The following is a 12,225-nucleotide window of genomic DNA, read 5'->3' as shown; positions in this document are numbered from 1 at the left end:
TATGATGCACCTCCTGGTGCGGTTCCATTTCCCAGGCGAGTCGAATTAGGCCCCGTCTTGGCGCGCCAAAACTCTCAGATATTGGGCATGCTTCTACTAGCCGACCGCTTGCGATGAGGGTGCGGACCAGCAAGGCGTGGAGCGCCAAAGATCTTACGCTCCTGCGCCAGTTGGCGAGCGGCGGTGCGGCAGTCTCAGAAATGGCATCGAAGCTAGAGCGCACGCAATCAGCAATCCGAACCCGCGCTCATATACTGGGCCTTCCGATCAAGTCCCGGTGAGCATCAGCAGGTGATTATTGCTTGCTAGCGGCTTCCAGCTTCAGCTTCGTGACGTATCCGCGATCGCCGAGGATATGGGACACTTCGCCCACGATCCATGCGACGGCGTCTATCTCTGCCTTATAGCCGATCACCGTTGCTTTTTGTTCGGGCGACATATCGGGCCGGCCGAGCGCGAGGCTAAGATCCAGCGTTACCGGCTCCCGGCTGGCGCGCCTTTGCGACGCGGCCGCGGCGGCGGCGGCATCTTCCTTGCTGCCGTAGACGCGAGCGAGCTTCTTCGCCCCATCGACATTGCCAGCGGTGACCGTCTCGCGCTTGCCGCCCTTGCGATCATGCCAGGTGGCAGAGACGCCGGGCACGTCATCTCGCTTCTGGCGACCGAAATTGTGCGTGTCGCCATCGCGCCGGCGGATGTGCACGGTCGGCAACGGGCGGCCGGATGGCGTGACAGCCGCGCCAATCGGCGAAAGGATCAGCCGGCCGCGCTTGATCGTGGCGACGGCATCATGCTCGCGACCGAGACGGCGCAGGAAGGCGAGATCGCTTTCCCGGCTCTGCGCCTTCGCGGATACGGCGATCGACGACAGCGCCGCCGCGCAGCTGGGCTTCAGGCCATGGTGGTTCGCGATCTCGCCGCCGATTGCGCCAAGCGTGGTGCCGTGCCAGCTCTTCTCCCGCCTGGTCTTGAGTTCGCTGGTGAAATCGGCCGAACGCGCGCGGATGGTAATCTGATCGGGCGGGCCGGCGTGCGCGACCTCGTCGACCTTGAAGCTGCCCTTGTCCACCAAGCCGACCTGCACGTCGCTGCCCTGTTTCCAGCCGAGCAGCACCTGGAGGATCGCGCCCGTTTTGGGGAGCGCCAGGCGGCCGTCGCTGTCGTCCAGGACGATATCGAGCTGGTCGGCCGCCTCACCGCGCTTTTCGGAAATGGATAGCGAGATAAGCCGCGAGCGGATCTTGCCACCGACCGTCGCGACTTGCTGGCGCAGCGTGCCGGTGAGATCCGCACCATCGAGCGTGACGCGGAAATCGGGGATGTTGGCGATCATGCCCCTTCCGCCTCGTCATCGACGCGCAGGAGATCGATATTGAAATCGATCTTGCGCGGGCGACCATCGGGGCCGAGCTCCTTCAGACCCTCATCGATGCCCTGGATCACGAACGCGCCGTAGACCTGCCCTGCCCCGTCCACGACCGACCATGCGTTGCCGGTGTCAGCCATTGCGCGCAGCTCGTCGAGCGAGGCGCGGCCGTCGCTCAGTTCGGCATAAGCGGTGCCGCGGATCGACAGCGTCTCGGGGCCAACGCCAACGAACTGCGTAGCATCGCGCGCGCCGATGCGCGGCGAGGTCGCGTGCGTCCAGGAGGCGCGGCGCTGCAAATCGTCATGCACGATCGTCGCGATCGCGAAGGGGAAGAGGCCGATGGCGAGCAGCATGATCAGTCTTCCCAATCGGGCCGGTCGGCGAAGTTCGAGCGATTGTTGGCCGCCTGTTCGCGCCGGGCATCCTCCAACGCGTCCCGCACCGCCTTACCGATGTCGCCCGGATTCTGCCCGGCCGCGCCATAGATCTTGATGGTGATATACTGGACGGACGCCGGCGCGGATCCCGCTGCGGCGCCGCGCGCGCTTGCGCCGTCCGGCAGGCCAGCAGGTCCGTCAGCCGCGATGCTGATCCCGCTGCCGCGCGCGGCGAACGCCCCGGCCGCGGCGACGTTCGGGGAGAGCAGGCCACCGGCGCCGAACACCGGGAGCGCGGCGGCGGCGGCCATGTCGCGCGTCAGGCGCGAGATGCGGTTCACGGCGCCGTCGCTGTCCCGATCCAGCCCGCTGTTGAGGCCCCCGATGATATGGCCGCCCAGGGCCATGAACACACGGCTCGGCGACCTGATCTTGGCGCCGGCCCTGAAGCCGCCGGCCAGCGAATTGGCCAGCTGCACCCCCGCGTTGAATAGCCGACCGGGTGCGCTCTTGAGGCCATTCCAAAGCCCGGTGATGATCATCACGCCGAAATCCGCGAACATCGTCGGCAGGGTAACGAACGCGGCGCGCATCGCCGACTTGAAGGCGTTCCACGCGACGTTCCAGCCGTTGGCGAGCATCACGGGAAGGCGCGTGGTGAGCCACGACCAAGACGCGGAGATCGCGCCGGTGAACATGCTCCAGGCGGCCGACCAACCGGACGCCAGCAGGCCGGGCAACGTACCGGTCAGCCACCCCGCAACCGTGCCGCCAAACCGGAACAGCGCACCCAGCGCATAGGCATGGAAATAGACGATGTTGTTCAGCACATCGCCGAGACTCATGGAAAAGAGCGACTTCACTCCAGCCCAAATGCCGCGAAAGACGCCGGTAACGGCATCGGCCGCGGCGGCGAAGCGCGACTGGATGGCGCCCCACAGGCCCGAGAAGAACCCCGAAAGCGCGCCCCAGTTGCGGTAGATCAGATAGGCTGCGCCGGCGAGCAGGACGATGCCGGCAACCACCGCAGCGGCGATGCCGATGATCGGAAGCAGCGCGATGCCCGTATAGGTCGAGGCGGCCGCGAACAGATACATCGGCCCGACGATACCGGCGAGCGCGATCGCACCGATACCGAGCGCGATGAAGAGCGCCGACAGGCCGGCGGCGGTAAGCACGATTGCGCGGGTGAGTGCGGGATGACGCTGTGACCAGGCGCTCAGCCGATTGGCGAATGCACCTGCACGGCGCGCTATGGCATTGACCGTGGGCAGAAGCGTGGCGCTGAGCGAAATGCCCAGCGCCTCGGCATTGACCTTGAGCGCCCTGGTCTCCTCGGCGGAGTCCTTCATGCGCTCGGCGAAGTCGGCGTCGGTCGTCCCGTTGGCTGCTGCCGCCTTGGCGCGGATCGCGCGATATTCCTCAAGGTTCTGGATGATCGGCCGCAGGCCCTGATGGACCTGAGCATCCTCGAACAGGAAACCGATCTTGCCGAGATCCCCGCCGGTCGCCTTCCTGGTCAGTTCGGCGATCGCCTCCAGCGGTGTCTTGCCCTCGGCATATGCCTTTTTCAGCGCACTTGGCAGGTCGATCCCGAACCTGGCGAACGCCTTGATCGTCGCCGGCGAAGCGATCTTCTGAATGATGTTGGCGACGTTGTTGGCGGCCGTCGCTGAATCGCCGGCGCCCTTTCGTGCGATCTGCAGCGCGGCGGCGAGATCCGCAACGGCGCCGGTGCCGGTCTGCCCCAATGCCTGATAGCCGGCGGTCAGCGCCGGGAAGGCGCCGGCCATATCCTTGATCTCGAACGCGCCGGCCTTGCCCGCCTCGGCCATGATATCGATGACGCGCGCGGTCTGCGCGACCGGCACCTTGAGATTGTCGTTGGCGGCGAAGGCCGCGGCCGACAGATCGTCGATCTCGGCCTTGTAGGCGGTTGCGCCGCGGCCGATCGGCTTCATCATCTCGACGGCCTGTCGCGGGTCGAGCCCGAAGCCCGACAGGGTATCCACACCCTTCTGCAGATCGGCCGGCATCTGGTTGGCGGCGCGCGCGGCGACGAGCAAGCTTGCGCCCATCTTCTCGGCCTGCGCACGCGTGAGATTCGCCTTCTGGGCGATGTCGGTCATGCCGGACTGGAATTGCTGCGCCTGCTCCACGCCGCCGATAATCGGCCGCGCCAGGGCTGCACCGGTGGCTAGCGAGGCGGCACCGCCTGCCGCCATGCCGGTGGCCATCCCCTGCCCGCGCGCGAAGCGATCACGCGCGGCGCCGAAGCGGCGCTGGCGATCGGACACCTGATCGACGCGGCGTGTCTGCTCTTCCAGCTCTCGATTGGTGTCCGCAGCGCGGTCACGCAGTTCGCGTTCGTGACGCGCGAGATCGCCGGTGGAGACGCCGGCGGCGCGAAGCCGATCGCGCAGCGTCTGCAGCTCGCGCGATTCCGCGTCGTGCTGCCGGGACAGCTGCTGCGCCTCGCGCCTGGCACGTTCGAATTCGCGCGTCATGGCGCGGGTGGGATTTTCGGTTTGCTGGATCTCGCGTGCCAGCGCACCAACGCGGGTCTGTGCCGCCTGCATGGCCTGTTCGGTGAGCCGGACACCGGCCTTCAGCTCGCGAAACCCGCCGATATCGGATTGAGCGCGCTGGATATCCTTCAGGCGATCACGGGTGGCCCGCAGGCTCTGCGCCAGGCGCGAGGATCCTTGCGCCATATCGCGCAACGGGCGGGTGACCTTGTCAGCCGCCTCGAGCAGCATACGGATACGGAGATTGCGATCGGCCACGCGGTTATCTTTCCGGGTTGTAGCGCTTGGCCGCTTTGGTGCGCCATTCGGTCAATTCGCCGAGCGACATCGCGTCCATGACCTGGGGCGACCAATGAAAGACGAGGGCGATATCCGCCATCGCCTCTTCTACGTCGTGGGGGATGCCGCCTTCGCTGCTTGCGGCAGCAAAAAATCCATGACCTCGCCGCCCAGCTGCATGAAGTCGGCGGGATCGAGCCTGGCGATATCCTGCTTGCTCAGCATCGGTATGGTGATACGCGGGAGCAGCGTTTCAAGCGCGGCATAATCGAGCTGCGACAGCGCCATCATGGTGAGGCCACGCAACTCGCCGGAGGCTGGCTTGCGGACCTGGACGGCGTCGATCGTCTGGTCACCGATCTGAAGGGGAACATCGAGCGTGACGGTGCGCAGGCTGGTCGAGCTGCTGAGGGTGGCCTTGTCGGTCATCGGTCGGGTCTTTCGTGAACGGGGGGGAAGCCGGTCGCCAGAGGGGCAGACCATCAGTAATCGAGCGCGTTTCGGATCGCGGCGCGGCGATCGACACCGCCGACGATCAGCACGCCGCCCAGCGGATCTGCCTCGATCACGGCCACGCCGTTCCAGGTGAGCTTGTAGTAGGCGAGCGCGGTCTTGACCTTGAACTCGCCGCCCTCGCCGGGCTTTGCCTCGCCCATGTCGATCTCCTCGTGGCGGCCGCGGATGACGATCTCGACGCGATCGACGTCGCTGTCGTCATCCATCTGCCAGGCGCCAACGAAGCGCAGCTGGACGCCGGCGATATCGGTATCGCCGAACTGGGTCAGGACATCGAGCATCGGCCCGCCCAGCGTCCATTCCATTTCCATGGCCTCTCCGCCCATGTCGACCTTCACCGCCGAATCCATGCCGCCGCCGCGCCACTCCTCGAACTTGCGGGTCAGCTTGGGCAGGGTAACGCTGCCGACCTCGCCGAGATAGCGGGCGCCATCGTTGAACAGGCGAAGGTCTTTCAGTTTGCGGGGCAGGCCCATCGCGATTCTCCGTAACGTTTGAAAGGATGTGGTGCCGGCTCAGGCCGTGGCGACGAGCTGGTTGAAATCGGCGAGATATTCGTCGGTGATCTGTTGCTCGAGCCCCAGACATTCGAGCGGCGGCACGGGCGTGTAGCGATAGCTGATCGTCAGCTTGCCGGCCTTGAGCTGCTCGGCCGGGTTCTTGGCCGGATCGAACGCCGCTTCCGCGCCAAGGATGAAGCCGCCGCGCGTGAGCTTGCGGAACGCCTCGTTGATTTGCTCCTCGATATCGCGCGCCAGGCTGGGCAACAGCGGCTTGTCGATCGCCCAGAGCATGCCGCCGACGATTGAATCGGCCAGCACCTGGGCGGTTCGGGTGGCGCTCTCGAAGGTGAAGTCGCTGTCGGGCGCAGCGCAGGTGCGGTTGCCCCAGAAGCGCAGCTCGCCGTTGATACGCACGATCGTGGTGATGCCGGCGGCGTTCAGCACGTTGGCGTCGGCATCCTCGTCCTGCAGATCGAACTGGACGTCCTTCGTTAGCCCATCGACGCCGGCGACGGGCACGTTGGACAGGGTTTTGTGGAATCCCTGCGTCTGATCGATCCTGGCGCGCAGGCCGAGCGCGCGCGCGACGGCGAAGCTGGGCACATCCGCGCCGTCGGCGCCGAGCGGCGCGGTGAAGTCCGGATAGATCAGCATCAACTCACGCTGGGTGAAGTTCCCGCGATAGAGAATGACAGCCGCGCGATCGACGCCGTTCGCCGCGGCATAGGCCATGCCGCGCAGGCGCTTGGCGACGACGGCCAGCGCGGTCGCCACGTTCTTGGTATCAAGGCCGGGGGCGCCGATGATGCGGGGGCGGTATTTCACCTGTGCCTCGGCCGCGAGCAGCGCCTGCATGCCGGTCTTCACGCCTGCGACGTCGGAACCGATGACGGCGATGTCGGTCGCTGCACTATCCGCGCCGGGCGCGACGCGGACGATGACGACGGGCGTGCGGACCTGATCAGCGATCGCCTGCAGCGCGCCCTTCAGCGTGCCGGTCGCGCCGGCTGCGGCGATCGCGTTGGCGATCGTCATCGCCGAGCTGGGCGCGCCGATCAGGACCGGCGTGTTGAGCGGGAACACATCGGCGCTGGCGGCCGGCGCCGTCACGACCAGGCCGATACAGGCCGTGGCGACGATCGAGATGGCATTGCCGATGGCCGACGTCTCGGTGACGCGAATGCCGTGGAGAAAACTCATGGACGATCCTTTCAGGCGGCGAGCGCCGATTTGGCGCGGACGGGGATGGAGAGATCGAGCGCCGCGATCGCCCCGGCGACATCGGTACGACGGCCGACGATGCGAATGTCGAAGGCGCCGGGCGTGTCGCCGGCGGCGAGCGCGATGCGCGAGATGCGCGCGCGGCGCTCCTGCCGCATGATGGCGAGCGCGGTGGCTGCGAACACGCGGATACGGCCGAGATCGTTCATCGGCTGATCCATCAGCTCGGGAAGCTCGCTGCCATACTCACGCCGGCCGATGCGGGTGCCGAGCGGCGTCCCCAGGATGTCGCCGATCGACTGGCGAAGGTGATCGACGCCAGCGAGCGGCGCACCGGTATCGCGATCCATGCCGATCATGCCGGGACGCCCGACTGGTCGGTGCCGGCCTTGACCAGACCGTGCTTGTGCATCGAAAGCTTCACACCCTTACCGGTGATCTCGCCATCGGCGTCGATCGTATCGCGGACCGTCAGGGTGCCATCGATCTCGACGGGGCCCTTCAAGACGATGCCGCCCGACGCCTCGACGCGCGCTATCGCGCCGGCGGGCAGGATTGCGGTCAGCACATGTACGGCGGGATCGTAGCCGATACGCGCGCCATCGCTGAATTCGCTCAGCGTGGAGGTATCGTTGGCCGCATGCGGATTGGCATCCGAGCTGAGGCTGCCGATCAGGATCCCGCGCGCGGTATCGCCTTCGGGACACAGCACGGCCACCTGTTCGCCTGCCGAGGGGGGCGACCAGGTGCGTGTCGCGCCGGCGCGCGCGCAAAGCCAGGGAATATCGCCGGTGGTGAGATCGTCGGCGAAACGGACGCGGCAGGTGCCTGCCTCATGGTCGACAGACACGACGGTGCCTTCGCGCGCAAGATCGCCGATGAGGCGTTGAATGTCAGCAGGATCGGCCATCCGCGCACCATGGCTGCGATAACTACGATCCGTCGTGCAGGTGCTCTTGTAGAGAAGCTCTCTACAAGAAAGGAGCTGCGGCCGCTCTCGCACCTTGCGGAAGCGGCAGCTGTTGGTAGAAATCGTTTCTACCAGAGCGCGTCCGCGCATCGCGCCACAGCCAGTTTTTGTAAGGTTCTACGCTATCAACCACATAGCAGGCTCGTAAGGGTGGAGGATGGACCACATCCGATTCGAACTCGCGCAACGCTCCGGGAAGGGGCGGCAGAAGGCGCCGGCGCAGAAGTTCACGCGTTACCATGTCCTGCTGATCATCGTCATCGTGCTGATCGCGGGCGCGGCGGTTTTTACCCTACGGTCGGGCTACTAGACGAGCTTAGGCCGGCATGATGCGCACGAGCGTGCCTGTCCCGTCATCGACCATAAGCGCGCGAGGCTCGGGCAAGGCTAACACCGTGTAGAATTCGTCGTGGCGGCGCAGCGAGAAGCGGCCGGCGCGAGGCTCGAGCACGCCCTCGACGCGAACGCCGGCAACATCGACGAACGTCGCGGGATCCTGCAGCCCGGCGCTGAAGCGCTCGAATGCTTCGGCCACCGGCAGTTCCTCGACGGAGCCCGGCGTCGATCCGCGCAGGATTACAGCGGTTATTTTCATGTCCATTCCTCAGACGTTGGAGCCGTCAGCCGCGGCCTCGGGGCGCAGCTGGTCGAAATACATAGCGGTCATCTCCTCGACGCTGCGCGCCTTGGTATCGAGGATCTCGAGCCGCGACCTGGTGAGGATCGGCGTGTTCACGTTCGAATAGCCGAACGCCATCTGCGGTCCGCCGATCACCGGCACCGACCCGGCCGGAAAGTTGAGCCGGCTGGAATAGACCTGGCCGGCGAACGCCAGCAGGATGGACGCGCCTGCGATATCGACCGCGACGCCGATGCACAGTTCTTGCGTGTCACGCCACGTGCCCGGGGCAGGCCCGCCCGGGCCGCCCGTCACCACGCCGCCGTCGTAATATAGCTTGGTGAAAGCGTTGAAGCTCGACGACGATTCGACCAGCACTCGCCGGCCATTGCCGACCTGCGCTTCCTTGCTGCCGATCGATGTCACGACCGTGCCGCCGGTGAAGGGCGCGAGGCCGACCCACATCACGGTGTATTCGTTGGGCGTGCCGGCCGCGGCCAGCTGGTCGGCGGTGTAGGTCGTGCGCTGATAGCTGTTGAAGCAGCCAAGGAAATGGTCGGACTTGCGCCCGGCCGCAGCGTCGCCGATCACTTCGGTCAGCCCACGGCCGTTATAATAGAGGTCGCTCAATCCGTTATAGGCAACCTGATCGGCATAGCGCGCGGTCTGCGGGCTATGCGCTGCCCAGGCGGTATCGTTCGCAAAGAACGGCATGTCCCGAACGTAGCCCAGCGGCGCGGCGCCGGCGAACTCGGGAACGATGAAGTCGACGGTGCCGGCGACGGTCATAGTGCTACTGCTCCTGATTTGGTGCGGCAGATCGCCACGTGATCGAAAAGGGGAAGGCGGAAGGTGTCGCGGCCGAACATGATGTCGCGATTGTCGCGGATGTTGCAGATGCCGATGTCGCCGCCCTGGCTGTTGTCGCGGCCGAAGGTGAAATACATCGCGGCCGGATCGAACGTCATCGAATGACGCACGAGGATCTTGTTGCGCCCGGCGATGCTGACGTCGACGATCGCGCGATCGGCGCCATTCATCACCTGGCTGTCGTCGGCGATGTACCAGCTCTGGACGCCGTAATTGACCTGCAGCGGGGTGTTGCCCTTGCCTGCGCCAACGCCGAACAGCAGCTGGCCGCCGTCCTCGACGTCGAACGTAAGCAGGCTGAGCATGGTGTTGCCGACGCCGGGCCAGGTGCGCACCTCGAGCGGCTGCAGGGGCAGGGTGCGAATGTCCTTTTCGAACAGGCGCCAGGCGGACAATCCGGCATAGGCGCCGGCCCACATCACGCCCTCGTTATCGCGGTGCACGACGTCCTGGTAACGCATCTGGTGGGTGGTACCGGCCCAGATATGGCGGCGTTCCTCCCTGCAGAGGCGCACCTGCGCGTAAGCGACGTTCGGGATCGTTCGATAGTAGGAACTGACGCCCGACACGCCGCCGGCGCGATGGCTGCTGACTTGCGGCACGAAGAAGAGCATCTTCTCTGTCTGGCGCGGGTATGCGGCCTCGATCGTCGCCTGCATCTTGTCGAGCAGCGCCACCGAGCGGGCGAAATAGGTCGGCTCCGAAGTCGCGAATTTGTTATCTTCCTCGCCAAAGACGATCGGCGCGAACGGGAAGCTGGCCGGCCGGTTGCGCGCCGCCAGCAGCGGCAGATCGGCGTTCAGATCGGTCGTGAAGTTATCGTAAAGCGGGGACACGGTATTGTCGGCGATCGACGTCGATCCGGTGCCCCAGGCGTCGAGCAGCCATTCCCGGCCGGTCGTCAACGGTTCGACGCCGAACATCCGCTGCTGCTCTTCATAGGCGCGCACCATCGCGACGAGCCCGGTCTCCCCCTTGTCGAGTGCGGTCACCAGCGACGTGCGAAAGGTGCCGGTGCCGTCCTGGTCCTTTCGCGACAGCATGCCGCCGTTGTTCATCAGCACGTGCGGGCCGGGGTTGGTCGACATCTGCGCACCGGGCGTGCCGGTGCCGTTGGACTGGCTGGGCTGGAAGATTGCCCAGATCGCCCCCCAGGCGGCCGTGACGTAGCCATAGGCACCGCGTCGCGCCTTTAGTGCGGCCAGGTTCGCTTCCTGCACCAGGCGCAGGGCTGCCGCGCGCGTGCGATCGAGATCGGGATGGTGCACGCGGCGCTCGGTCACCCGCATGGCGATGCGGCCGGTCGGCGAGCGGAACCGCGCGAGATTGGTGCGGCCGAGCGGCAGCAGCATCCGCAGCGAGACACCCACCAACGAGGCGATCTGCGCGCGCATGAGGTTGATCACGTAGTGATTGAGGACGGTCGGCGAGAATTCGGCCCACAGCTTGCCCGATGGCGATACGAAGCGCATCGTCGCGCGCCGGGTATAGGTTCGCGCTTTGTAGAAATTGATTGCGTTGAACGCCCCCTGCGCCTGATCACGCGCGCCCTGGGCGGCCGCAACCAGCGGCGCGATGATGGTTTCGCTGATCTTCGTGGCGATGCTGGCGAAGGTCGCGCGCTTGGCGACGCCATCCTTCAGAATAACGACGGTCTCGGTACCGTCCGGTGCCGCGACTTCGGGCAGGTTTGCGATCTTGCTCACGCGGCTGTCTCCAATGGCCAGCGCGGGTCGGCGCCGGCGTCGAATTTGCTGAGGGCAGCCATCGCCCAGGTGGCGATCGCCGCCTCGATCTTGTTGCTGGCGACCCGGACCGCGTCGATCGCCGCGCGCCGCCCCTGCGCAGTGACGGCATCAGCGGTGATGTCCGGGCCGTCCTCGGTACCGGTGACGAGCTGCAGCGCGAGCGACGCCATTACGGCGTTGTCGTTGGCCTGGCGCTCGAGACTGGCGATCGCGAGGATCCGGCGCGCAGCCTCGCGCTTCACCGCGGCGACGGCGCGCGCGAGCAGATCGGCGCGGGTCACCCTGGGCGCCGGTGTCTGGGCCGGCTTCCCGCTGGCGCCGGCGACGATGCGGCGCGCGCCCTGCGCAGCGAGCAGCTCGGCGTGGCGCGCGGCTGAGATCGGCACGGCGTCGGTCGGGATCGCCTCGCCGTGAACGCGAACGTCGTAGAAGGCGTTGGTGGAGGCGGCGTAGCGCAGCGGCGTGCGGATCATGTCACTTGCCCATCACGATGAGATCGAAACCCTCGATGCGCGTGTCGCGCGCATCGTCGGACTGCAGCTGGATCAGCTGGCTGGTGAGGGAGCCGCCGCCGACGCGCTGCGGCCACAGATCGCGCACGCCCGAGGCGTTCTCGATATAGCCCATGGCGACGATCGGCAGCACGACCGACTGGAAGGCGATCGGATAGCTGACCGTGATCGTCGTCTCGGACGTGAAGATCTGACGCACCTGCAGCCACTGGATCAGGAAGCCGCCGGGCAACATGATATAGCCGTTGGGCGTCAGGCTCTGCGGCAGGCCGGCGAGCCCGGCCGGGGTTACGGCCTTGTCGGTGACGATACCCGCAGCGATCTCGGCAACGCTGGCCGCCAGCACCTCGATGACACGATCGGTCGCGAGGCTTCCGCCGCCGCGTGCGAGGCCGGCGCCGGTGATGGACCGCGCGGGCGGCACCAGCGTCTGGAACCACTGGATAATTCCAGCGATCGAATCGGGGGTCAGAGCCTTGCTGGCGAGCAGGCCGGCTTCCGCCTCGGCGCGGCTGGCCGCGGGCACGTCGAGCGTGCGGTCAGCGCCGAGGCTCCCGCCGCCGGTGACCAGGCCGGACGTGCTGATCAGGCGCGTGGCGGGCGCGGCGCCGATATCGGCCGGAACCAGCACGATCGTACCGACCTTATTGTTGACGCTTGAGACGGGGGCCGGCGTGGAGATCTCGAGCCAGTTGGCCAGCGTCGTCGCCGGC

15 protein-coding genes are annotated in these 12,225 nt (G+C 66.4%); 1 reads left to right on the top strand and 14 read right to left on the bottom strand.

Going from position 1 to position 12,225, the window contains the following annotated elements:
- Positions 1–295: 295 nt before the first annotated feature.
- Genes NV401_RS16360 through NV401_RS16320 form a run of 9 tightly spaced genes read right to left on the bottom strand, consistent with a single transcriptional unit; the run spans position 296 to position 7,703 of the window.
- The gene (locus NV401_RS16360) at positions 296–1,333 is read right to left on the bottom strand and encodes a contractile injection system protein, VgrG/Pvc8 family (RefSeq protein ID WP_261295520.1); all 1,038 of its coding nucleotides are present in this window, start codon (positions 1,331–1,333) and stop codon (positions 296–298) included.
- A complete protein-coding gene (locus NV401_RS16355) occupies positions 1,330–1,722 on the bottom strand; it encodes a phage tail protein (protein ID WP_261295519.1) in 393 nt (130 codons plus the stop codon). Before NV401_RS16355 ends, NV401_RS16360 begins: the two co-directional genes overlap by 4 nt.
- A gap of 2 nt (positions 1,723–1,724) precedes the next feature.
- Positions 1,725–4,532, bottom strand: coding sequence for a phage tail tape measure protein (locus tag NV401_RS16350; protein ID WP_261295518.1), 2,808 nt, complete (start codon positions 4,530–4,532; stop codon positions 1,725–1,727).
- Between the two features lie 4 nt (positions 4,533–4,536).
- Complete coding sequence (locus NV401_RS16345; RefSeq protein ID WP_261295517.1) at positions 4,537–4,653, bottom strand: GpE family phage tail protein; 117 nt, start codon at positions 4,651–4,653, stop codon at positions 4,537–4,539.
- Between the two features lie 8 nt (positions 4,654–4,661).
- The gene (locus NV401_RS16340) at positions 4,662–4,982 is read right to left on the bottom strand and encodes a phage tail assembly protein (protein WP_261295516.1); all 321 of its coding nucleotides are present in this window, start codon (positions 4,980–4,982) and stop codon (positions 4,662–4,664) included.
- Positions 4,983–5,035: 53 nt separating this feature from the next.
- The gene (locus NV401_RS16335; protein ID WP_261295515.1) at positions 5,036–5,545 is read right to left on the bottom strand and encodes a phage major tail tube protein; all 510 of its coding nucleotides are present in this window, start codon (positions 5,543–5,545) and stop codon (positions 5,036–5,038) included.
- Between the two features lie 39 nt (positions 5,546–5,584).
- Positions 5,585–6,772 carry a phage tail sheath subtilisin-like domain-containing protein gene (locus NV401_RS16330; protein ID WP_261295514.1) on the bottom strand — a complete coding sequence of 396 codons (1,188 nt, stop codon included), beginning with the start codon at positions 6,770–6,772 and terminating at the stop codon, positions 5,585–5,587.
- Between the two features lie 11 nt (positions 6,773–6,783).
- Positions 6,784–7,152: a GPW/gp25 family protein gene (locus NV401_RS16325; RefSeq protein WP_261295513.1), complete on the bottom strand. Its 369-nt coding sequence runs from the start codon at positions 7,150–7,152 to the stop codon at positions 6,784–6,786.
- Positions 7,149–7,703, bottom strand: a complete 555-nt coding sequence (locus tag NV401_RS16320) for a phage baseplate assembly protein V (RefSeq protein WP_261295512.1) — start codon at positions 7,701–7,703, stop codon at positions 7,149–7,151. The genes NV401_RS16325 and NV401_RS16320 overlap by 4 nt, the downstream gene beginning before the upstream one ends.
- A 217-nt stretch (positions 7,704–7,920) precedes the next feature.
- Between NV401_RS16320 and NV401_RS16315 the strand changes: the two genes are divergently transcribed.
- Positions 7,921–8,073, top strand: coding sequence for a hypothetical protein (locus NV401_RS16315; protein ID WP_261295511.1), 153 nt, complete (start codon positions 7,921–7,923; stop codon positions 8,071–8,073).
- Between the two features lie 6 nt (positions 8,074–8,079).
- Here NV401_RS16315 and NV401_RS16310 read toward each other — a convergent pair whose 3' ends face one another.
- From NV401_RS16310 to NV401_RS16290, 5 genes are all read right to left on the bottom strand, one after another.
- Positions 8,080–8,358 (bottom strand): hypothetical protein, encoded by a 279-nt coding sequence (locus NV401_RS16310; RefSeq protein ID WP_261295510.1) that lies wholly within the window; start codon positions 8,356–8,358, stop codon positions 8,080–8,082.
- 9 nt (positions 8,359–8,367) lie between these two features.
- The gene (locus tag NV401_RS16305) at positions 8,368–9,171 is read right to left on the bottom strand and encodes a hypothetical protein (RefSeq protein WP_261295509.1); all 804 of its coding nucleotides are present in this window, start codon (positions 9,169–9,171) and stop codon (positions 8,368–8,370) included.
- Complete coding sequence (locus NV401_RS16300) at positions 9,168–10,958, bottom strand: hypothetical protein (RefSeq protein ID WP_261295508.1); 1,791 nt, start codon at positions 10,956–10,958, stop codon at positions 9,168–9,170. The genes NV401_RS16305 and NV401_RS16300 overlap by 4 nt, the downstream gene beginning before the upstream one ends.
- Positions 10,955–11,473 (bottom strand): hypothetical protein, encoded by a 519-nt coding sequence (locus NV401_RS16295; RefSeq protein ID WP_261295507.1) that lies wholly within the window; start codon positions 11,471–11,473, stop codon positions 10,955–10,957. Before NV401_RS16295 ends, NV401_RS16300 begins: the two co-directional genes overlap by 4 nt.
- 1 nt (position 11,474) lies before the next feature.
- On the bottom strand, positions 11,475–12,225 hold a 751-nt coding region (locus tag NV401_RS16290; RefSeq protein ID WP_261295506.1), incomplete at its 5' end, for a gp53-like domain-containing protein.

Source organism: Sphingomonas hylomeconis (assembly GCF_025370105.1).
Taxonomy (GTDB): Bacteria; Pseudomonadota; Alphaproteobacteria; order Sphingomonadales; family Sphingomonadaceae; genus Sphingomonas; species Sphingomonas hylomeconis.
This window is presented reverse-complemented; position numbering and strand designations above follow the sequence as displayed.